Source organism: Acidobacteriota bacterium, assembly GCA_028875725.1.
GTDB lineage: Bacteria > Acidobacteriota > Thermoanaerobaculia > Multivoradales > Multivoraceae > Multivorans.
Window position 1 is genome coordinate 112,505 of the sequence record JAPPCR010000015.1, and the last position, 21,262, is coordinate 133,766.

At 70.4% G+C, this 21,262-nt stretch carries 16 protein-coding genes; 6 read left to right on the forward strand and 10 right to left on the reverse strand.

Translation table 11 applies throughout. The features are described from left to right. Window positions 1-46 precede the first annotated feature (46 nt). The 3 genes from OXI49_12105 to OXI49_12115 are packed head-to-tail and all read right to left on the reverse strand — an operon-like array spanning window position 47 to window position 4,551. Window positions 47-1,870, reverse strand: a complete 1,824-nt coding sequence (locus OXI49_12105) for a VWA domain-containing protein (protein ID MDE2691249.1) — start codon at window positions 1,868-1,870, stop codon at window positions 47-49. Window positions 1,871-1,879: 9 nt separating this feature from the next. Continuing rightward, window positions 1,880-4,072, reverse strand: coding sequence for a sulfatase-like hydrolase/transferase (locus OXI49_12110; GenBank protein MDE2691250.1), 2,193 nt, complete (start codon window positions 4,070-4,072; stop codon window positions 1,880-1,882). Continuing rightward, window positions 4,069-4,551 carry a hypothetical protein gene (locus OXI49_12115; GenBank protein ID MDE2691251.1) on the reverse strand — a complete coding sequence of 161 codons (483 nt, stop codon included), beginning with the start codon at window positions 4,549-4,551 and terminating at the stop codon, window positions 4,069-4,071. The genes OXI49_12110 and OXI49_12115 overlap by 4 nt, the downstream gene beginning before the upstream one ends. Before the next feature lie 105 nt (window positions 4,552-4,656). Here OXI49_12115 and OXI49_12120 point away from each other — a divergent pair, with 105 nt between their 5' ends. After that, window positions 4,657-6,099: a DUF3179 domain-containing protein gene (locus tag OXI49_12120; protein ID MDE2691252.1), complete on the forward strand. Its 1,443-nt coding sequence runs from the start codon at window positions 4,657-4,659 to the stop codon at window positions 6,097-6,099. Here the strand turns inward: OXI49_12120 and OXI49_12125 are convergent. From OXI49_12125 to OXI49_12135, 3 genes are read right to left on the reverse strand one after another with little or no spacing between them, the layout of a single operon-like run. After that, the gene (locus OXI49_12125) at window positions 6,093-7,565 is read right to left on the reverse strand and encodes a pitrilysin family protein (GenBank protein MDE2691253.1); all 1,473 of its coding nucleotides are present in this window, start codon (window positions 7,563-7,565) and stop codon (window positions 6,093-6,095) included. The genes OXI49_12120 and OXI49_12125 overlap by 7 nt on opposite strands. Continuing rightward, the gene (locus OXI49_12130; protein MDE2691254.1) at window positions 7,562-9,025 is read right to left on the reverse strand and encodes a pitrilysin family protein; all 1,464 of its coding nucleotides are present in this window, start codon (window positions 9,023-9,025) and stop codon (window positions 7,562-7,564) included. The genes OXI49_12125 and OXI49_12130 overlap by 4 nt, the downstream gene beginning before the upstream one ends. Further along, the gene (locus tag OXI49_12135) at window positions 9,022-10,737 is read right to left on the reverse strand and encodes a CRTAC1 family protein (protein MDE2691255.1); all 1,716 of its coding nucleotides are present in this window, start codon (window positions 10,735-10,737) and stop codon (window positions 9,022-9,024) included. The genes OXI49_12130 and OXI49_12135 overlap by 4 nt, the downstream gene beginning before the upstream one ends. A gap of 136 nt (window positions 10,738-10,873) precedes the next feature. Between OXI49_12135 and folP the strand changes: the two genes are divergently transcribed. Then, a complete protein-coding gene (gene folP, locus OXI49_12140) occupies window positions 10,874-12,094 on the forward strand; it encodes a dihydropteroate synthase (GenBank protein ID MDE2691256.1) in 1,221 nt (406 codons plus the stop codon). Further along, window positions 12,091-12,567 (forward strand): 2-amino-4-hydroxy-6-hydroxymethyldihydropteridine diphosphokinase, encoded by a 477-nt coding sequence (gene folK / locus OXI49_12145; GenBank protein MDE2691257.1) that lies wholly within the window; start codon window positions 12,091-12,093, stop codon window positions 12,565-12,567. Before folP ends, folK begins: the two co-directional genes overlap by 4 nt. Here the strand turns inward: folK and OXI49_12150 are convergent. From OXI49_12150 to OXI49_12165, 4 genes are all read right to left on the reverse strand, one after another. Continuing rightward, window positions 12,564-13,733 carry an acyl-CoA/acyl-ACP dehydrogenase gene (locus OXI49_12150; protein ID MDE2691258.1) on the reverse strand — a complete coding sequence of 390 codons (1,170 nt, stop codon included), beginning with the start codon at window positions 13,731-13,733 and terminating at the stop codon, window positions 12,564-12,566. The two genes, folK and OXI49_12150, sit on opposite strands and share 4 nt — an antisense overlap. Continuing rightward, on the reverse strand, window positions 13,733-14,074 hold the full coding sequence (locus OXI49_12155; protein MDE2691259.1) for a hypothetical protein: 342 nt from the start codon (window positions 14,072-14,074) through the stop codon (window positions 13,733-13,735). Before OXI49_12155 ends, OXI49_12150 begins: the two co-directional genes overlap by 1 nt. 73 nt (window positions 14,075-14,147) lie before the next feature. Beyond that, window positions 14,148-16,295 carry a S9 family peptidase gene (locus OXI49_12160; GenBank protein ID MDE2691260.1) on the reverse strand — a complete coding sequence of 716 codons (2,148 nt, stop codon included), beginning with the start codon at window positions 16,293-16,295 and terminating at the stop codon, window positions 14,148-14,150. A gap of 24 nt (window positions 16,296-16,319) precedes the next feature. After that, entirely contained in the window at window positions 16,320-17,264 is a 945-nt protein-coding gene (locus OXI49_12165) for an ornithine cyclodeaminase family protein (GenBank protein MDE2691261.1), read from the reverse strand. Window positions 17,265-17,293: 29 nt separating this feature from the next. Here OXI49_12165 and OXI49_12170 point away from each other — a divergent pair, with 29 nt between their 5' ends. From OXI49_12170 to OXI49_12180, 3 genes are read left to right on the forward strand one after another with little or no spacing between them, the layout of a single operon-like run. Further along, entirely contained in the window at window positions 17,294-18,037 is a 744-nt protein-coding gene (locus OXI49_12170; GenBank protein MDE2691262.1) for a phytanoyl-CoA dioxygenase family protein, read from the forward strand. Beyond that, complete coding sequence (locus OXI49_12175; GenBank protein ID MDE2691263.1) at window positions 18,034-19,680, forward strand: alkaline phosphatase family protein; 1,647 nt, start codon at window positions 18,034-18,036, stop codon at window positions 19,678-19,680. Before OXI49_12170 ends, OXI49_12175 begins: the two co-directional genes overlap by 4 nt. Before the next feature lie 20 nt (window positions 19,681-19,700). After that, window positions 19,701-20,747: a polysaccharide deacetylase family protein gene (locus tag OXI49_12180; GenBank protein ID MDE2691264.1), complete on the forward strand. Its 1,047-nt coding sequence runs from the start codon at window positions 19,701-19,703 to the stop codon at window positions 20,745-20,747. Window positions 20,748-21,262: the final 515 nt, after the last annotated feature.

Genomic DNA, 21,262 nt, shown 5'->3' on the forward strand with positions numbered 1-21,262 from the left:
GCCAGCTGAGTGCCGCTTCCGGTCGCCAGCGACGGGTCCTACGCCTCTAACGAACGTCGACGCCGCCCCTGAGGAACGACTGACGGCCGCCGAGGTCGTCCCGCAGGCCGATGCCCAGGTCGTGGTAGCCGCCCTCCATCGTGAGCTCCAGGCCGTAGCGCCAGGTGCCGTCCTCGATCTCGGCCAGGCGATCGGCCGGCACCGCGATGTTGAGGTCCGTCCGCTGCGGTTCGGTCGTGTGGTCCTTCTCGTCCCGGGCCGCCATCCAGAGCTGGATGCGGCCATGGTGGACGCCGTCGCGCGGGATGAGCGTCAGGTCCTCCCAGGCCACTTCGAGCACGAGGGGAACGTCGTAGTTCCCGTCGGGCCGGCGCTTCGGCGGCAGGTTGTGGAGCCGGACGGCGAGCGGGTTCTCCAGCATGTTCAGGTGCAGGGCCGACAGGGTCCCCTCGATCATCCGGGATTCGAGCGTCTTGTCCCGGTAGCCCTTGCGGTAGCGGACTTCGGCACCCCGCGGCCTGTTCTTCCAGATCACCTCGATCCGGTGGTAGGCGCCCCCGCCGGCCAGATCCGGCATGTAGCCCAGGGCGTAGTAGTTGCGGAAGTCGGCGGCGACCTTGAGCAGGTCCGGCGTCACCCGGTTCGTGTTGAGGATCGCCCGGCCGCCCGTCTCCTCCGACATCAACTGCAGCGGACTCTGGAGATTCGTCCGAATGATCGTGTCGATCTGGGCCATCTGGCCGGGAAGACCCGCCACCGCGCTGTCGATCGTGCCCTGCGAATAGACCGTCAAGCCGCGCGCGTCGATCGTGTAGAAGCTGACCCGATTCGCGTTCGCCGACGCGGCTAGCTGCTGGAACCGCCGCGACATGTCGTACTCGGTCATCTCGATCAGCGAGACCGCCTGTTCCCACACGCCGTGGAGGAAGTAGAAGATGTCCTCGCCGGCGATCATCGGGATGCCGTCGGCGACATAGACGACCGCCTTGCGTCCCGGAGCGGCCGAAAGGTTCTCGACCAGGCGCATCAGGCCGTCGATCGACATGTTCGTCTCGTTGCGGACCGACCCGGCGTAGTTGATCAACTGCTCGCGGGCCAGCACCGCGCTACCGCCAATCAAACCGCCCTGCCGCGCCGCCTCGATCCGCCGTTCGCTGTCCGTCCGGTTCTCGATCTCGGTGTTCACGTCGTTGACCACCTCGAACAGGTCGCGGCGCTCGCTGTTCCGGTGCACGCGCTGGCCGGTGAACTCCTCGAGCTCCAACAGTGCCCGCCGCACCTGGTCGCGATCGTTCGTGAACGGCATGCGCAGGTTCAGGTAGCGGTCGAAGCTCGCGAGCATGATCCGGTCCTCGGGCCTCAGGTGCTCTCGGATGAATGCCCGCAACTCGCGCATCACCCGGTTGCGGTTCGGCGGCGTCAGGTTCAGGTTGTCGATGTAGAAGACGACGTGGAGCGCCTGTTCCGGCGGCACGGTCACGGGTTGCCGCGCGGCCGCCTCCCGTTCGAACGGATCGTCGGGCGGCGGTGCGAGCAGCGGCTCCGCCTTCAGTTCGCCGCCGCGGCGCACGAGGAGCTCGTCGCCCTGCTGCTCCACCGCGTAGAAGTTGCTGATCGGGACGCGCCGCCCGTCGATCTTGAGTTCGAAGTCGTCGGAGCCCAGGCCCAGCACCGGCTTGCCGTCGGCGTCCGTCACGTAGACATCGACGTTGACGACCTCGACGTTGACGACCTCGACGAATCCGGGCCCCGAGGGTGAACGCGCGTCGCCGGGCTGAGCGGCCGCGGGAAGTGAGGGCGCGAGCCCCAGGAGAACGGCGGCCAGCGGGGTGATCGAGCGAGGGATCGCGGGCGAGTCCGCAATGGTCATGGGGAGAGCCTACCGCTTTGCTGCCGCACCCGGCAGGGAGCGGAGTTCGTCGCTGTCCGGCCAGCGGCGCAGGGCTTCCGCGAGCACGGCATCGGCGGAACGGTCGTCGCGCATCGCGCGCAGGGTGCGCACGGCCTCGGCGTAGGCGGCCGGCGCCGGGTTGACGGTGACCAGCTCCTGGAGCGTCCTGCCGGCCTCGGCGGCGCGGCCCTCGATGGCGAGCAGGAAGGCGAGAGACGAGTACGCGCCGAGCAGACCGCGGTCGAGCCCGATGGCCTCCCGGTAGGAGCTCTCCGCTTCCTCGGCTCGGGCAAGGGCCCCGAGTGCGGTCCCGCGATGAAGGTAGAGACGCGCGAGGACCGAACGGTCGCGGCGGTCGCCGAACTCGGCCAGCGCCTCGTCGCTCTGGGCCAGCGCCTCCTCGAAGCGGCCCTGCGCGTTCAACAGGCTCGTTCGGACGACAAGGGGCGCGATCCGCGGCCCCCGCCCGGCCAGGGCCCGCTCCAGGTGCTGCGCCGCCGCCGCCAGGTCTCCCTCGGCCAGGGCGGCCTCAGCGAGGAGCTGGGGAGCGAGCGGCGAACGGTCGGCGACCGTCAGGGCGTGCTCCCGCGCCTCCGCGACGCGGCCCGCCCGCAGCAGCAGTTCGGCGACCTTGATCCCGGACGCCGCGGCATTCCCGCCGGACACATCAAAGGCCCGGCGGTAGGCATCGAGCGCCGCCCCGGGACGGCCAAGGCGCTCCAGAGTCTCTCCCAGCTCGTGCCACGCCAGGACGAGCCGCGGCTCGGTCTCGAGCACCGAGCGCAGCGCCGCCTCGGAACCGGCCAGATCGCCTTCCGCACCGAGGCGAACGGCCCGCGCCAGGTCCTCGACTACACGGATCCGGCTCTTCGGGTCGGGCAGAGGGCGGTCTCCGGCACCGGCGCCGCCGGAGAGGTAACCGAGCGACTCGAGCCGCCGCCGGGTCTCCGGATCCTCTTCCGACGGCGAGGCGAGCGACCGGTCGATCGCTTCGAGCGCCGCACGCATCCGGCGCGCCGCCACGCGCTCCTCCTGGATCACGTTGTTCCGCTCGCCCGGATCTTCGGACAGGCGGAACAGCTCCGGCTCGGGCGACTCGATGAAGTGGAGGTCCCCTTCGACAACCGAGCCGAGGTCGCTCCAGCCGAAGTGAATGCGGGGATAGACGCTCTCGGAGACGATCTGCCGTGGCCCGGCGCCCGGCGACGGCTCGGCGCCGAGGCCAAGCAGATCGGCGCCGGCAAACCTGGCCGGCTGCTCCAGTCCGAGGAGCGAGTGGACCGTCGGCGCCACGTCGCCGAGCTGGGCGTTGGCGGCGACCCGCTCGCCGGCCCGCTCGCCGCCCGGCAGCTTGACGATCAGCGGCACCTGGAGCACTTCCCGGTAGACGAGGATCAGGTGGTCCATCTCGCCGTGGTCCATCAGGCCCTCGCCGTGATCCGAGAGGAGCATGACCAGGGCGTCCCGGTAGAGGCCTCGCTCCTTGAGCCGGCGGACGAGTTCACCGACCACAGCGTCGGCGGCCGCGATCTCACCGTCGTAGGGATCGTCGTAACGGTCCGCGAAGGGCGGCGGCGGGTTGTAGGGAGCGTGCGGTTCGTACAGGTGGAGGAACAGGAAGAACGGAGAACCCCCCAGGTCGCCGAGCCAGCGCGAGGCCGCGTCCAGCGTCTCCAGGCCCGGCCGTTGCAGCTCGCCGAAGTCGCGGCCGGTCTCGAACCGGACGCCGTCGTCGTAGACGTCGAAGCCGCGTTCCACTCCGGTTCCGGCGCGGAGGACGTAGGAGGAAACGAAACCGCCGGTGGCGTAGCCCTCCGCGCGCAGCGTCCCGGCCAGCGTCGGGATCCCTTCGTCCAACCGGTAGCCCGAGTTGTCCCGCACGCCGTGCTCCGGCGGCAGCAACCCGGTGAACACGCTGACGTGCGACGGCAGGGTGACGTTGACGTGGGTGTAGGCCCGCTCGAACAGTACGCCGTCGGCGGCCAGGCGGTCGATCGCCGGCGTCTCGACGCCGTCGTAGCCGTAGGCCGGCAACCGGTCCGAGCGCAGCGTGTCGATGGAGATCAAGACGATGTCCGGACGCGCCGCGGCGGCAGCTCGGGCGTCGTCAGGGGCCGGCGGGGCCGCGCAGCCGAGGAGCGCGCCGCCGCACGCGAAAGCGATCGCCGCGGCGCGGCTCACTTCAGTTCGAGCGTCCGGCTCGCCGCCTGCGGCAGGCCGGCCACGTCGCCGACCGGAGTCCACACCTCCACCGTCTCGCCGTCCTCCTCGACCTCGGTCACCTCGACCCAGCGCGCCGCGCGTAGTCGAACGACGACTTCCAGCTTGCCGTCGGCGGGCGCGGGCCGCCCCTGCTCGGATGTCCAGAAGTTGTAGAGCGCCACTTCCTCCGACTCGCCCGGTTCGATCACCTGCAGGAAGAGCTGCTGCTCGTACACCGGCAGCGCCCGGCCGTTCAGCTCGACGTCGAAGCCGAAGCTGTAGACGGCGCGATCGCCGTTGTTCTCGACCGTCGCGACCAGCCGGCACAGGGTCTCGGGACCGGGCGCCGCGGGCGCCACCTCGAACCCGGCGAGGAGAACCTCCGGAGCGTCATCGTCGGCGCCGGCCGGTGAGGTGACCGGCAACTGTCCAAGAACCGACAGGGCCATGACCGCCACTGACGCCGCTGACGGGCGCCGTGACGAAACTCTGGCGCCGGAAGCCCCGGCGGCAGCCCCCACGTTCGACACCCCATGGATAATACTGCCGGGGAGACTCCCATCGTGTCCCTCAACCTCATGCTTCGCCTGACGGCTGCCCTGGCCGGCCTGGCCCTCCTGGGCTCCGCCGAGCTCTCCGCGCAGACCAGCGGGCAACTCAACGAGGAGGACGACCCGACGCTCCGCCTCGCGGACCTGCCCTCGGCCGAGGCACGGAGCGAGCCGGCCTTCTACGACCGTGTCCGCCGCCTCATGTCCGGTAGGGCGAAGGCGCGGAAACGGGCCGCCAGGTCACTCGCCAGGGCCGACGAGTCCGTCCTCATCCCCCTGGTCGACGCTTACTTCTTCTCGCCGAACGAGGCGCGTCCGGAACTGAGACAGGCCCTGGAGGAGCTCTCCGGCAAGCAGTTCGGCAGCCGCTACCGCGACTGGTTCGAGTACGTGGGAAGCCGCGAAGACCTCGAAACACCCTCCGGGTACACCGCCTGGAAGGGAGAGCTGTTCTCGCGCATCGACCCGGCCTACCGGCGCATCCTGAGCCCGGAAGCGACCGTCCGTCTCAGACTGCGCGAAGTTCAGTGGGGAGGCGTTCCCCTGGACGGGATTCCCACGATCGACGATCCGGAAGCAGTACCCGCCGGCGCCGCACGCTTCATGCGCGACACGGACACCGTCTTCGGCGTCAGCCTGGGCGGCGAGCACCGCGCCTACCCGGTCAAGGTCCTGAGCTGGCACGAACTGCTGAACGACACCGTCGGCGGCCGGCCCATCGCCCTCTCCTTCTGCACCCTCTGCGGATCCGGGATTCTCTACCTCGCGGAGGACGCAGGCGGAACCCGCATGCTGTTCGGCACCTCGGGGTTGCTCTACCGCTCGAACAAGCTGATGTTCGACCGCGCCACGCTCAGCCTGTGGAGCAACCTGACCGGAGAGGCGGTGATCGGCGAGCGAGCAGCCGAGGGCACGCGGCTCACGATGCTGCCCATGACTCTGACCCGCTGGGACGCCTGGCGGCAGCGCCACCCGGACACCACGATCATGCTCCCCGATCCGGCCGTGGCCCAACGCACCGGCTACCGCTACATCGAGGGCGCCGCCGACGAGGCCCGGGCCGGTGTCGAGTTCGCGGTGTGGCGGCGGAGCGACGCCCTGGAGCGGAACGCGCGGATCTACGCCCTGCGGATCAACGGCGAGGCGAAGGCGTACCCGCTCGACAAGCTCCTGGACGAACGCCTCGTCCACGACACCGTCGGCGGCGTCGAGATCGTGCTCTTCCTCGACGGGGCGAGCGGCGCGGTGCGCGCCTTCGAGCGCGGCGGCCGCGAGTTCCGCGTACCGGGGTTGACGCCAATCCGGCAACTTCGCGCCGAGGACGGAACTGTCTGGCGGCTAACCGAGGAAGGACTGGCGTCCGATGCCGGCGGCGACCTGCTGCCGCGAGTCCCCGGCCACGTCGCGTTCTGGTTCGGCTGGTACGCGTTCTACCCGGACACCGGGATCTACTGAGGAGCGGCCGAGTCGCCCACGACGACCACCACCATGGCCGCGGGGTCGATGAAGCGTCGCGCCGCATGCCGGATGTCCGCGGCGGTCACGGCAAGGAGCCGCTCGCGGTACGTCGCCCAGTACTCGTGGGGGCGGCCGAGCAGCTCGTCCTCCGCGTAGCGGCCGGCGATGGTCTCGGCGCGGTCGAACAGCAGCGGCAGGCGGGCGAGCAGCGACTGCCTGGCGGTGGCGATCTCGTTCTCCGGCACCTCCTCACGCCGCAGCCGGCGGAGTTCGTCGAGTACCGCGGCGGCGGCCGTGGCGGACGACTCGGGAGCCGTTTCCAGGAAGACGCGGAACTCGCCCGCCCCCTGGCTCCCAGCTGAAACCGAAGCGGCCGGAACAACGTCCAGGTCGAACCACGTGAGCACCCGGTAGGTGAGTCCCTCTTCGAGCTGCAGCCGGGAACGCAGCCGGGACACCGCGCCGGGGCCGTCGAGGATCTCGGTCAGCAGCATGAGGGCCCAGCGATCGGGGTCGTCCCAGGTGGCGAAGACCCCGCCGCGGTGGCCGATCGCGATCGCCGCCTGCGGTCCCTTGCGGTCGATCCTTCTCCAGCCCGGAGACGCGGCGGCGACGTTCGAGGACGCTTCGCCCTGCTCGCCGCCCGGGGAGGCGCCGCGCGTCCGGCCTGCCTCCTGCCCGGCGGCTTCGGAAACGGCGGCCTCCCAGCCGCCGAACAGTCCGTCGAGGCGCGCCAGCAGGGACTCGGCATCCACGTCGCCCGAGACGGCGATCACCGCCCCTTCGGGCCGCCAGTGCCGCCGGTGGAACCGAGCGAGGACGCCCCGCTCGAAGGCCGTCACGGACGCCTCGGTCAGCCGGCGGCTGCGCTTCGAGTCCGGGCCATGCACGAGACGTAGCCACTCCCGGTCCAGCACCGCCCGCGGGTCGTCGGCTTCCGCCAGCAGGCTGACGCGGAGGTTCTCTTTCGCCTGTTCCAGTCGTTCTTCGTCGAACCGCGGCTCGAACAGAATCGCCGCCAGCAGCTCCAGGCCGCGATGGAGCGCCTCCGACCCGGTGTCGAGCACCAGGACGGTACGGCCCCAGGAACTGCTCGCCTGGATGCGGGCGCCCAGAGCTTCGATCTCGTCGTCCAGTTCCTCCGGGCCGAACTCGCCGGCGCCGCCCCGCCGTGCCATCGCCGCGGTCATCGAGGCCAATCCGTCCTCGCCCGGGCCCTCGTTCCGGTCACCGACCGGGAGCGCCACCACGACATCCACGAGCGGCAGGCTGCGGTCGGGCACGACGTAGACCGGCAGGCCGTTCCGAAGCTCGAAGCGCAGCCCGTCGACCGGCGGCACCTCGAACGTGGACCGAGCGAAGCGCAGTTCCTCCGGCCGTTCCGGAATCGCCTGCGCTGGAAGGGTCTCGGCGAACGGAGGCGGCGCCGCCGCGAGAATGGCGAGCGCGAGCAGCCGGCTCACGGTCCGGAACCCCCCGTTCGGGTCAGCGAGAGAACGGCCCGGTCGGCCGGCCGGAGATAGCGGTCGATCACCCGCTCCAGGTCTTCGGCCGAAACCACGGCCGCGGCGTCGAGCCACTCCGTCGACTGCCGCCAGCCCCCGAGCACCTCGGCCGCCGCCAAACGTTGCGCCAGGCCGGCGTCCTGCTCGAGCTGGCGCCAGGAATCCGTCAGGAGCTGCCGGCGCACCCGCTCGAGTTCGGCATCATCGGCCCGGGCCGTGCGCAACCGGCCGAGGAGCCGGTCCCAGGCCGGGATCAACTCTTCGGGACCGACCACCTCGCCAACCTCGATCCGCACCGCGAAGTAGCCGCCGAGTCTGCGCGACACGTGCTCCGCCGACGCCGCGAAGGCGACCCGGCCTTCGCCCACGACCAGGTCCCGGTAGAGCCGGCCGGAGCGACTGTTCAGGAGACCGGCCAGGACGTCCAGGGCGACCGCGTCGCTGCCGGCCTCGAAGGGCACCGTGGGATAGCGAATCTCGACCTGGCTGCGGCAGGTGCAGAAGCCCTCCAGGGATTCGAGCGCCGCCTCCCCGACCTTGTCCATACCCTCCGCGCCGGCGTCCTCTCCCCCACGTGCGCGCTCGCCGCGGCCGAGCCGGCCGAAGTAGCGTTCCGCCAGGGCGCGGGCGCGCTCCGGCGAGAGGTCCCCCACCAGCACCGCGACGAGACGGTCGGGCCGGTAGTGAGCCTCGAAGTGGGAACGCGCGTCCGCCGGCAGGAGCCGCGCGACCTCGAGGCGCTCGCCGCCCGGCGAATGGGCGTAGGGGTGTCCGGCGCCCCAGTAGGCGGCGTCGAACAGCTCGAACCAGGTCCCGGCGGGAGTCGAATCGATCCGCTGGCGGCGTTCCTGCTCGACCACCGCCAGTTCCCGCCGAAAGCCCCGGAACACGGGCTCGAGCAGGCGGTCCGACTCCATCCAGAACCAGAGCTCGACCTTCTCCTTCGGCACCAGCGTCTGGAACGTGGTCGAGTCGTGGCGGGTGACCGCGTCGATCCCGAGCGCACCCGCCCGGGTGTAAACGCCGGAATAGGCGCCCGGCCGCTGAAGAGCCGCCAGGCGCTGCTCCACGCGGTCCAGACCGCGCGCGATCGCCCCCTGCCGGACCGACTGTTCGTACAGCCGCTCCCAGCGCCGGAGCAGAGGCGCTTCCTCCTCCCAGTCACGGGTACCGATGGTCCGACTGCCAGCGTAGAGGAGATGTTCGACGACGTGGGCGAGGCCGCGGCGGCCGGGCGGGTCCGACGCGGAGCCGACGCGCACCGCCCAGACGGCGGCCACGAGCGGCCGGCCCGGGCGTTCGACGACCAGGAAGGTCATCCCGTTGTCGAGGGCGAAGTGGGCGGGTTCGAGGGGCGGCGCGGCAGCGGCCGCCGTTGCGGCGACGAGCAGGAGCGCCGGCGCACCGACGGGTTTCACGGGCGTTCCTCGACGACGAGGTAGGCGCCGGCCGGGGGATCGACGATCCGGGTGCGGGCGCCCGAGGGCCAGCGGAGGTCGAGTTGCCGCCGGCCGTCCGCCGCCGGCACGGCCCAGCGCAGGCGGTGGCCGCTCGACGACTGGTAGCTGTCGCCGCGGATCGTCCAGCGTCGTGCCGGCGGCGTGCTGGTTTCGCCGAACAGGGTCGCCACGGCGCCCACCGCCTGCGTGTTCGGCGACCGGCCGCGCAGTTCGAGGCCCAGCCACGTCGCGTCAGCCGGCCCGGCCGTGTCGTTCCGCCACAGGCGGGCCGGACCGTCGTTGGCGGTGACCGCGAGGTCGGCGTCGCCGTCGTTGTCGTAGTCCGCCACGGCGGCCCCGCGGCTCACCAGGGGATCCTCGTCGGTCCAGACGCAGCGCACCGCGGAGAAACTCCCCGCCGCGTCGCCCGGGCGGCCGCGCAGCAGCAGGTTCCGCTGCCGGTGCCCCGTGTTGTCGCGCCGGGGCGACGCGAAGATGTGGCCGTTCGCGACGTACACGTCGAGCGCGCCGTCGCGGTCGAAGTCCTCGGCAACGATCCCGAAGCCCAGCAGGTTGAAGGACGGCTGTCCGAAACCGGTAGTGGCCGAGACGTCGTCGAACAGCAGGCCCGGCCCCGGCCCGGCGTTCCGGTACAACGTGTTCGTCTCCACGTCGAAGTTGGTCACGGCCAGATCGGGGTCGCCGTCGAGGTCGAAGTCGGCCACGGCCAGTCCCATGCCCGCTTCCGGCCGGCCGTTGCGGTTGACGGCGGCGCCCGAGAGCAGGGACAAATCCTCGAACGCGCCGTCGCCCCGGTTCCTGAACAGGAGGTTCAGCGTCAGGTCGTTCGCGACGTAGAGATCCGGCCGGCCGTCCGCGTCGAGGTCAGTGAACAGGACGCCCAGGCCCTTGCCGTCGGCGCCGGCAAGGCCGGCGGCGGCCGTCCCGTCCTCGAAGCCTCCGCCGCCATCGTTCGTGTAGAACCGGTCATGCTGGCCCACGAACAGTGACGGATCGCACACCTCGGGCGGCGATTCGGGACCCTCCCGGCGACAGTTCAGGCCATGGTCCGGGTCGTAGTCGAGATAGCGGCTGACATGGAGGTCGAGATCGCCGTCCCCGTCCGCATCGGCCAGCGCCATCGAGGAGCCCCAGGGGAACTCGTCCGCCGCTTCTCCCGGGGCCAGCCGCTCAGCCGCGGCGAAGCGACCGGCGCCGTCGTTCCGCAGGAGGACCGTGGGGCCGTAACGGGAGACGAGCAGGTCGACGTCGCGATCCCCGTCGACGTCGGCGGCGACGACGCCCTGGCCGTAGCCCCGTGCGAGCTCGCCGGCGCCGGCCGGGACGAAGCGGAGCTCCCCGGAGCCGTCCGGCCCGAGGTTCCGAAACAGGCGGTCCGCCGAAACCTCGCCGCCTTCCGGCGGAAACGGCCCTGACTGCACCAGGTAGAGATCGAGCCAGCCGTCGCCGTCGAAGTCGATCCAGGCGACTCCGGCACCCATCGTCTCGGGCAGGTGCAGCCCGCCCGCTACGCCCGCGTCGTGGACGAAGCGAAGTCCCGTTTCGGCGGCCACTTCGGAGAAGCTGAATCCGCAGTCCTCCGGGACAGCGGCCAGCCAGGGACGGAAGGCGAGCGACTGGACGGCGGCAAGGACGACGGCCAACCGCCAGACACCGCCTCGCCAACCCATCCGGCGACGGTAGCACCCGGCAGGCACCTTAGACTCCAGCGATGGAACTGGCCTGCGGCACGCGCACTCTGAAGTTCGACGAGCGCCCCCTGGTGCTGGGCGATCACCTCCTGACGTTCGGTGATCGCCCCCTGTGATGGGCGATCACCTCCTGACGTTCGGTGATCGCCCCCTGGTCATGGGCGTCCTGAACGTGACGCCGGACAGCTTCTCGGACGGTGGCCTGTACGACACGCCGGACCGTGCCCTCGATCACGCGCGGCGGATGGCGGCGGAGGGCGCCGACCTGATCGACGTCGGCGCGGAGAGCACCCGCCCGGGCGCGGCGCCCGTCGGTCTCGAGAATGAGCTCGCACGCCTGCTGCCAGTGGTCGAAGGGATCGCCTCACTCGACCTCGGCGTGGCCCTGAGCGTCGACACGGCGAAGCCGGAAGCGGCGGACCGTGCGCTCGCCGCCGGCGCCTCGATGATCAACGATGTCTCCGGCGCCGGCGAGGCGATGCTGGAAGTGGCGGCCCGCCACGGCGCGCCGGTCATCGCGATGCACATGCGGGGCGAGCCCCGGACGATGCAGCACGCGCCGCGGTACGACGACGTGGTAATCGAGATCCGCGACTACCTCTCTGCCCGCGTGACCGCCGGCCGCAGGCTCGGCGTCCACGTGCTCGTGGACCCCGGGATCGGCTTCGGCAAGACACTGGAGCACAATCTCGAGCTGCTGGCAAACCTCCGCGCGCTGCGGGATCTCGCCGTGCCGGTGGTGCTGGGCGTATCTCGCAAGTCCTTCCTCGACCGGCTGCTCGGCGGCCTTCCGGTCGAGGAGCGGCTGACCGGGACTCTTACGGTCAACGCCTGGGCCGCCGCCCTCGACGCCGCCGACGTGCTGCGTGTCCACGACGTGCGGGAGCACCGGCAACTGGCCGAGGGCATCGCCGCCCTGCGCCGGCATCGCCGTGCGGCGGCGCCGCGGCGGCGGGTTCTCGCCCGCGGCATCCCCTGCCGCTGCCGCGTCGGCGTGACGGCGAAGGAGCGCGCCGATCCGCAGGACCTGCTGGTGGACGTCGAGGTGTCCCTGACGCCGGCCGGCCTGGGCGCACGCGACGACCTGGACGCGACGGTGGACTACGCGGAACTCGCCGCACACGCCCAGGCGGTCGCGGCGAGGGACGAGTACCGTCTCGTGGAGACGCTGGCCGAACGCATCGGGGTCGCGATCGCCGCCGATGCCGGATCGAACGCCGGCGGCACGGCGGCTCCGGGACGGATCGAGTCGCTCCGCGTGCGCGTCTCGAAGCCTGGCGCGGCCCGCGAACTCGGCGTCGCCGAAGTCGGCGCGGAGATCGACTGGCGGCCGTGACGCGTACGCGAGCCTTCATCGCCCTGGGATCCAACCTGCGACCCCGGAGCGCGAACCTGCGCGCGGCCCTCGATCGCCTGCGCGACGTCGGGGACGTGACCGCGGTGTCGCGCTTCCTTCGCACCGAAGCCGTAGCCGAGCGCGGCGTCGCGACCACCGACCCGGAGTTTCGCAACGCCGCCGCCACGCTCGAGACCGGGCTCGACGCCGACGGGTTGCTCGCAGCCCTGCTGGAGATCGAGGCCGCGCTGGGTCGCGACCGGACCGCCGGCGCGGCCGGCCCACGAACGATCGATCTCGACCTGCTGCTGTTCGGCGCCGCCGTCATCGAGGAGCCGGGCCTGGCCGTGCCGCATCCCCGGATGCACCGGCGACGCTTCGTGCTGGAACCCCTGGTCGAGATCGCTCCAAACGCCTGGCATCCGGGCCTGCGGAAGACGGCGACCGAACTGCTGGCGGAGCTGCCCGGCTAGTAGCTCTTCGGCAGGCCGAGTACCTTCTCCGCGATGTGGCAGAGGATGAGTTGCGGACTCACCGGCGCGAGTCGCGGGATCATCACTTCCCGCATCAGCCGCTCGACGTGAAACTCCTTCGCGTAGCCCATGCCACCGTGCGTCATGACGGCCTGCGTGCAGGCCTTGAAGCCGGCCTCCGCGCCGAGGTACTTCGCGGCATTCGCGTAGTGGCCGCAGGGTTCGTCGCGGTCATAGAGCGACGCGGCCTGCATCGCCATGAGAAACGCGGCCTCCAGCTCCATCCAGCACTCCGCCAGCGGATGCTGGATCGACTGGTTCTGGCCGATCGGCCGACCGAAGACCCTGCGCTCGCGGGCGTAGTCCGCCGCCCGCTCCAGCGCGTTGCGGCCCACACCGACCGCCTCGATGCCGATCAGGATCCGCTCCGGGTTCAGGCTGTGCAGGATGTACTCGAAGCCCCGCCCCTCTTCGCCGATCCGATCTTCGGCCGGCACCTCGAGACCGTCGATGAACAGTTCGTTCGAGTCCACGGCGGCCCGACCCATCTTCGGGATCCGCCGAACCTCGACCTTCGACCGGTCGAGGGTCGTGTAGAACAGCGACAGTCCCTTGGTCGCCTTCCCGGTCTCGGCCCTGGGCGTCGTGCGCGCCAGGAGCATGATCCGGTCGGCCTCCTGGGCGGTCGTGGTCCAGATCTTGCGGCCATGGACGACGTAGCCGCCGTCCGGCTGCCGTTCGGCGCGGGTCGTGATCGCCGTGGTTTCCAGACCCGCGTCGGGCTCGGTGACCGCGAAGCAGGTCTTCGCCCGGCCCTCGATCAGTTCCGGCAGGAACCGCCGCCGCTGCTCCTCCGTTCCGAAGACGACGATCGGATGCGGACCGAAGATGTTGATGTGGATCGCCGACGCCGCGCTCATGCCGCCGCCGGCACGGGCTACTTCGTGCATCACGAGAGCCGCTTCCGTGACGCCCAGGCCGGAACCGCCGTACGCCTCCGGCATGGCGATACCGAGTGCGCCGCACTCCGCCATGGCGGAGTGGAATTCGTTCGGGAACCGCACATCGTTGTCGACCTCGAGCCAGTACTCGTCGTCGAAGCCGGCGCAGGTGCGCGCGATTCCCTCGCACAGCGCCCGCTGCTGTCCGGTGAGCGTGAAGTCCATCAACCGGGCGCGGATGGCAACAGGACGTACCGCGCCAGCACGGCGAAACCCCCGATCAGGATCAGCGCCGCGGTCCAGATCAGGGTCAACTGCTGCCACCTTGCGAGATGGTCGAGAGCCCGTACCCGCCGCAGGATGCCGCGCAACAGGAACGGCATGGAGGCGCCCCAGACCAGCAGCAGGCCCAGGAGCAGCCACGAAGTCGGCGAGAAGCCCTGCAGCACGGCCAGCGCCCCGATCGCGAACAGGAGGGCCAGGCGCACCACGACGCGCACGAAGCGCAGGCTCCCGGCCTGCTGCCGCCTGAGCTTCTCCCGCCGGTCGCTGAAGTCGATCGCCATCTTCCCGTTACCCTCAGTTCTCCGCCGCCTGCGCTCTCAATGCGTCGACGTTCGCCTCCCGCCCCGTCTCGACTCAGGAATCGCCGAGACCGGCCAGGTCGAGCAGAAACGCGTAGACCAGGGCCGTCTCGCGGTAGCGGTCATAGCGGCCGGACGCGCCGCCGTGGCCGGCGCCCATGTTCGTCTCGAGCAGCAGGAGGTTGTCGTCCGTCTTGCTGGCGCGCAGCCGCGCCACCCACTTCGCCGGCTCCCAGTACTGGACCTGCGAGTCGTGCAGGCCGGTGGTCACGAGCAGGTGGGGATAGTCGCGCGCCTCCACGTTGTCGTAGGGCGAGTAGGAGAGCATGTAGTCGTAGTACTCGCGAACCCTGGGATCGCCCCACTCGTCCCACTCGAAGGTCGTGAGCGGGATGCTCGCGTCGAGCATCGTGGTCACGACGTCGACGAAGGGCACGCGGGCCACGACGCCGTCCCAGAGGTCGGGCCGCATCGTGAACACCGCACCCACGAGCAGACCGCCGGCGCTGCCGCCCATCGCGTAGATCCGGTCCGGGTCGGCATATCCCTCGGCCGCGAGGTGCTCGGCGGCGGCGATGAAGTCGGTGAACGTGTTCTTCTTGTGGAGGAGCTTGCCGTTCTCGTACCAGGAGCGGCCCATCTCCTCGCCGCCGCGGATGTGGGCGATCGCGTAGACGAAGCCGCGGTCGATCAGGCTCAGGAGCGGCGAACTGAACGACGCGTCCATGCTGGCGCCGTAGGAACCGTAGCCGTAGAGCAACAGCGGACTGCCGCCCTCCTCGGGACGCAGGTCGGGCCGGTAGACGAGGGACACCGGCACCCGGGTGCCGTCCCCGGCGGTCGCCCACAGCCGTTCGCTCCGGTAGTTGGCGGAATCGAAGCCGCCGAGCACCTGGTCCTGCTTGCGCAGGGTCTTCTCACGCGTCGCCGGGTCGTAATCGAACACGGACCGCGGCGTGGTCAGCGACTGGTAGACGTAGCGAAGCGTACCGGAGGACGGATCCGGGTTGACGCCGAGGCCGGACGAATAGGTCGGCTCGCCGAAGTCCAGGTCGTGCCCGTCCGGTCCGTCGCCCCCCATCGGCTCGATCCGGAGCTGCTCCAGGCCGTCGCGCCGCTCGGCCAGCACGAGGAAGCGGTCGAACAGCTCGAAGCCCTCGAAGAGCACGTCGTCGCGGTTCGGCAACTCCTCCTTCCAGGCGGCGCGGCCGGTGTCGTTCTCGGCGGTCGACATGAGCCGGAAGTTCGGCGCGCGATCGTTCGTGCGCACCCAGAACCGGTCCCCCAGGTGATCGACGCTGTACTCGTGGCGTTCGCCACGCGGCTCGAAGACGGCGAAGTCGCCGCCTGGATCGTCCGCCCGCAGGACACGCACCTCGGTGCGCAACGTATGGCTCGACGTCGCCATCAGGTACTCGCGCGACTGGCTCCGCCCGAGGAAGACGCTGAAGGTCTCGTCCGGCTCCTCGTAGACCAGTTCGTCGGCCGCGTCGGACCCGAGCCGGTGCCGGTAGACCTGGTAGGCGCGGAGCGTGTCGGGATCCTGCCGGACGTAGAACAGGGTCGCGCTGTCGGCGGCCCAGACCAGATTCGCGGTCACGTCGGGGATCTCGTCCGGGAGAGTCTCGCCGGTTTCCAGGTTCCTGAAGCGAACAGTGTAGAAGCGGCGCCCCACGTCGTCGACGCCGTAGGCGAGGATCCGGTGGTCCGGACTGACCGCGGGCCGGACCGCGGTGTACTCCTTGCCCTCGGCGACCTCGTTGACGTCGACCAGCACCTCCTCCGCCTCGGGATCCTGGTCGCCGCCGAACGTGTCGCCGTCCGCGGGCCGGCGGCAGTGGATCGGGTACTGCTTCCCCTGCTCGTAGCGGGTGTAGTACCAGTAGTCGCCGTCGCGGTAGGGAACCGACGAATCGTCCTCGACGACCCGGCTCCGAATCTCCGAGAACACGCGCTCCTGGAGCGCCTCGGTGTGCCCCAGTGCGGCGTCGACGTAGGCGTTCTCGGCCTCGAGATGGGAGATCACCTCCGGGTTCTCGCGCTCACGCAACCAGTAGTACTCGTCGATCCGCACGTCACCGTGGGTCTCGAGTTCGTGGGGACGAGCCTCGGCCAGCGGCGGATCGCCGGGACCGGCCGCGGGGGCGTTGCAGGAGGTCACCGCGAGAGCGGCCACGAGAAGGGCGGCAGGTACCTTTGGCATAGGCACCGGAGTCTAGCCCGCAGATCAGCCACCACTCCGCTCCCACAACAGGATGGCCGCGAACAGGTCCTCCAGCGCGGCGCCGACCGACTTGAACAGCGTGATCTCGGAAGCGCCCCGGCGGCCCCCGTGCCCGCCGCGGCAAAGGTCGTAGAAGTCGGCCACGATGTCTTCGGCCCTCAGTGCGCCGGACTCGATCGGCTGCGTGAGATCACCGGCCTCGACCAGAGCGCCGTCCCGGGTGTCGACGAACACGGTGGAGCGGCGCACCGCCTCGTCGTCCGACTCACGCATCCCCGGCGTGAAGCCGCCGACCAGGTCGACATGCACGCCCGGCCGGAGCCAGTCGCCGAAGAGCAGGGGTTCCGTGGCGAGTGTCGCGGTGCTCACGATGTCGGCGCCGCGGACCGCCGCCTCCAGGTCGGTCGCCGTCCCCGTCACGAGCCCCTCGAGCAATGGCGAACGGGACGCCGCGAGAGCCCGCTCAGGCCGCCGCCCCCAGAACTCGATCTCGAGGTCCGGGTTCACGGCCGCGTGAGCCCCGGCCAGGTGGGGCGCCAGGTTGCCCGTGCCGACGACGAGCAGCCGGTGGGAATCCGGCCGCGCCAGGAATCGCGCAGCCAGAGCCGACGCCGCCGCGGTGCGCCGCAGCGTCAGTTCCAGGCCGTCAATCAGGGCCAGCGGCTCGCCGGTCTCTCCGGAGGCCAGGATGTAGCTGGCCTGCACGGCGCCCAGCCCGCGGGAAGAATTGCCGGGGAACACGGACGCCACCTTGACTCCGAGGTAGCCGCCGACGGTCCATGCGGGCATCAGGAGCAGCGTCGCCTCGGGATCGCCTGCCGGCGCCGCGACGCCGTGGTGATGGCGTACCGGCATCTCGCAGCCGTCACGGAAGCCCGCCTGGAGTGCATCCACCACCGCGCCCCAGGGCAGCAGTTCGGCCGTCCAGGCAGCGTCAAAGATCTTCATGCAGCTAGCGGAGGATAGTCTCATCGTCCGTGGACCACCTCAAGCACCTCGAAGAGAACGGCTACGTCATCCTGGAAGGGGTGCTCGACCGCGAGCAGCAGACGGCGCTGCGTGGCGTGCTCCAACCCCACTTCGAGCGCCACCTGTTCGGCCGCAACCCCTTCGAAGGCCACAACACGCAACGGGTCTACGGCCTGCTTGCGAAGTCGCGGCTGTTCGATGCCCTGGTCGCGCAGCCCGCCGTCATGGCGGCCTGCGAGGCGACGCTCGGACCCGGCTTCCTGCTTTCGGTGGCTCACGCGATCCTGATCCACCCGGGCGAAGTGGCGCAGAGCCTCCACCACGACGACTCGTTCTATCCGCTGCCGAGGCCCAGAAAGGCGCTCGGCGTGAGCACGATCTGGGCGCTCGACGACTTCACCGAGGACAACGGCGCCACCCGCGTCGTGCCCGGAAGCCACCGCTGGAACGGCGACCGGCCCGACGACGCGGAAGCCCGGCCCGTCATCATGCCCGCCGGCTCCCTGCTCATCTTCCTCGGCACGCTCTACCACGGCGGCGGCGAGAACTGCTCCGCGGGGTCCCGGCTCGGCCTGACCATCCAGTACTGCCCGGCCTGGGCCCGCCAGCAGGAGAACTTCATTCTCGGCGTGCCGGCCGACGAAGTGCCGCGCCTGTCCGAGACCATCCAGGAACTCATCGGCTACGGCATTCATCCCCCGTTCATGGGACACGTCGACGGCCGCCACCCATTGAAGGCACTCCAGACATGAAGAAGCTCGCACTGTTGCTGGCGCTGGTCGCAGTACCGCTCGCCCTGGCCTGCGGAACCCCGGCCGACGCTCCGGAAGCCGAAGCAAGCGGCGGAGAAACCACGGGCACCGCCGTCCCCGAAGGCACGCCCCGGCTCGTTCTCGTCATCGTGGTCGACCAGATGCGCGGCGACTACCTGGAGCGCTTCGCCCCCCTTCTGAACCACGGCTTGGCGCAGCTCCTCCGCGAGGGCATCGTCTTCACCGACACCCACCACTTCCACTCGAACACCGAGACCGCCCCCGGCCACGCCACGCTCGCCACGGGCGTGTTCCCGAAGCGCCACGGAGTCATCAGCAACGGCTGGTTCGACCGTGAGCGCGGCCAGGACGTCTACTGCTGCGGCGATCCGGACCACGGCGTCTCACCACGCAACATGCTGGCGCCGGCTCTGGGCGATCTACTGAAAGCCGCGTATCCCCAAGCCAAGGTGTACGCCGCCAGCGCCAAGGACCGTGCGGCGATCCTCATGGGCGGACACGACGCGGACGGCGCCTGGTGGTACGGCCGCTCCACCGGCAGCTTCGTCACCTCGACCTACTACGGCGACGAGGAGTCCCAACCCGCCTGGGTCGACGCCTTCAACGACGAGGACCGGCTGGCCGTCCACTTCGCCAACGCCTGGAAGCCGCTCCTCCACCTCGACCACACGTCGGCCTACGACATCGAACCGCTCGACCGCGGCCCCTTCATCGACACCTTCCCCCACGCGGTGGGCGGCTTCACCGTCGAGCGCGAATCGTTCTACCGCGACGTTTACACGTCGCCCTTCGTCGACGGTTACCTGAAGGACTTCGCCGAGGTCCTGATCGAGGCGGAGAACCTGGGCGCCGACGAGATCCCCGATCTCCTGGCGGTCAGCTTCTCCGCCCTCGACACGGTGGGTCACGGTTACGGCCCGGACGCCCCCGAAACGCTGGACACCATCCTCCGGCTAGACCGCACGATCGGCGAGCTGCTCGACTTCGTCGACCAGCGCATCGGGCTGGAGAACATGGTCGTCGCGTTTTCCTCCGACCACGGCGTCGGCGAGGTCCCCGAACTCGTGGTGCGCGACGGCGGCGACGGCGGCCGCTTCGACACCGACCAGACCCTTTGCCTGCAGCGCCTCCAGTCGCGTCTGAAGGGCCGCTTCGGCGGCGGGGAGTTCCTGCTCGACACCTTCTATCTCGACAGCGAGACGATCACGGCCGAAAAGGCCAACCGGGCCGCGATCGAGGACGAGATCATCGAGGCGATGAGCGACTGCCCGCTGATCGCCGAGGTCGTCCGGCCGGCGGAACTCGACCCGGCGAATCCGATCCACGAGCTGTACCTCAATAACTACTACCCCGGGCGCAGCGGAGACCTGGTCCTGGTGCCGGAGCCGAACGTCCTGCCCGTGCCGGCGTCCGTCATCGTGGCCAGCCACGGCTCGCCGTACGCCTACGACACTCACGTGCCGATGATCATCCGTCGCCAGGACGGCGCGGGCCAGGTGGTCGAAGCGAGAGCGAACACGATCGACCTGGCGCCCAGCCTGGCCCCGCTCCTCGGTGTCGACGTCACGAGCATCGCCGGCTTCGAGGGCTTCGACGGCACGGACCGGCTGACCGATCTCTAAGCCCGGGGAGGAAGACCAACATGCGCAACGCATTCCGAAACGCCGCCGCCGTCGTCGTCACGCTCTGCCTGGCCTCGGTCCTCGTCGCGGGCCGCCAGGCCGAAGCGCAGACCTATGCTGAGAAGCTCGGCTTCCCCGCCGGTACCCGCGCCGTCATCCTGCACGTCGACGACGCCGGCATGTCGCACGACTCGAACGTCGGCGCCCTTCGCTCGATCCTGGAGGGCGTTGCGAACTCGATGAGCGTGATGATGCCCTGCCCCTGGGTGCCGCAACTCGTGCGAAGCCTGGAGGAGAACCCGGGCATCGACGCCGGCCTCCACCTGACCCTGACCGCCGAGTGGGACGACTACCGCTGGGGACCGCTGGTGGGCCGCGAAGCGGCGCCGGGCCTGGTCGACCCGGAGGGCGCGCTCTGGTCGAGCGTCGCCGACGTCGTCGCCCACGCCTCCCCCGACGAGGTGGAAGCGGAGATCCGCGAGCAGATCCGCCGCGCCCGGACGATGGGCTTCGAGCCGACCCACCTCGACTCGCACATGGGCACCCTGTTCGCCACGATGGACTTCCTCGAGCGCTACATCGAGGTCGGCATCGAGGAAGGCATCCCGCTCATGTTCCCCGGCGGCCACAACGAGATCCTCGAGGCCGAGTACCAGGCCGAGGGACGCGACACGCCGCCGGGACTCGGCCGCGCGACCGAACTCGGCGAGCGAATCTGGGACGCCGGCCTGCCCGTCCTCGACGACCTCCACACCGATAGCTACGGATGGGTCCCGGAGAGCGGCGCCGACGCCACCGACGAGGAGTTGACGGACTACAAGGTCGAGCGCTACGTCCAGACCCTGCGCGACCTGCGCCCCGGCGTCACGATGGTCATCCTGCACTCGACCGACCCGAGCGAGAACTTCAAGTACATCTCGACTTCCGGCCCCACTCGCAAAGGCGACATGCTGGCGATGCTCGACCCACGCGTGCAGCAGGCGATCGAGGACGAGGGTCTGGTGCTGACGACCTTCCGTGAGCTCAAGGAAAGGCGGGATCGCATTGCCCGGGAGCTTGCGCCGTAGAACGCAGCGCGGCAAGTCTTCGGCGAAAGCTCCTGGGCGAGGACGGGATGGGCCGAAACACCGAGCCCGCGAGGAGTTTCGGGGCGCTAGTCAGCGGAGGATCCCGCCCTCTGGCGACCACTCCGCCGAAGACGTGGCGGCAGCCTGGTTGGTTCAGGCGCGACGGCTACTCAACTCAGCCGACCTGCCGATCGACCTGGTCACAGTCCGATCAACTCGGGAGCGACCTCTGGTCATGATCGAACTCCCCCCTGAGCCGGCCAACGCCGTCCACGAGTGGGCCCTCGAGGCAGCGACCCGGGTACTCCGAGGCGACCCGCAGCCGTCCAACGCCGAGGTCTACAAGGCGGCCCGAGCGACGCTGAGCCAAGCGAGTTCGGTGCTCTGCCCTCTCGGAACCGACGTCCAGCCCAGTCGGGGCCGGAGGGGTCGGCTCCCCGGTGCCTCTGAACGAGCGACGGCCGGCACCTCCCAGCAACCGACGCCCGACCGGAGCGAGTGAAGCGGAGCAAGCG

Bases quoted from the DNA above. Each gene is read 5' to 3' on its own strand.
- folP (MDE2691256.1), top strand. From the start codon at position 10,874: ATGGGCGATCACCTCCTGACGTTCGGTGATCGCCCCCTGGTCATGGGC.
- OXI49_12105 (MDE2691249.1), bottom strand. From the start codon at position 1,870: ATGACCATTGCGGACTCGCCCGCGATCCCTCGCTCGATCACCCCGCTG.
- OXI49_12180 (MDE2691264.1), top strand. From the start codon at position 19,701: ATGCGCAACGCATTCCGAAACGCCGCCGCCGTCGTCGTCACGCTCTGC.
- OXI49_12155 (MDE2691259.1), bottom strand. From the start codon at position 14,074: ATGGCGATCGACTTCAGCGACCGGCGGGAGAAGCTCAGGCGGCAGCAG.
- OXI49_12135 (MDE2691255.1), bottom strand. From the start codon at position 10,737: ATGGGTTGGCGAGGCGGTGTCTGGCGGTTGGCCGTCGTCCTTGCCGCC.
- OXI49_12160 (MDE2691260.1), bottom strand. From the start codon at position 16,295: ATGCCAAAGGTACCTGCCGCCCTTCTCGTGGCCGCTCTCGCGGTGACC.
- OXI49_12150 (MDE2691258.1), bottom strand. From the start codon at position 13,733: ATGGACTTCACGCTCACCGGACAGCAGCGGGCGCTGTGCGAGGGAATC.
- OXI49_12175 (MDE2691263.1), top strand. From the start codon at position 18,034: ATGAAGAAGCTCGCACTGTTGCTGGCGCTGGTCGCAGTACCGCTCGCC.
- OXI49_12165 (MDE2691261.1), bottom strand. From the start codon at position 17,264: ATGAAGATCTTTGACGCTGCCTGGACGGCCGAACTGCTGCCCTGGGGC.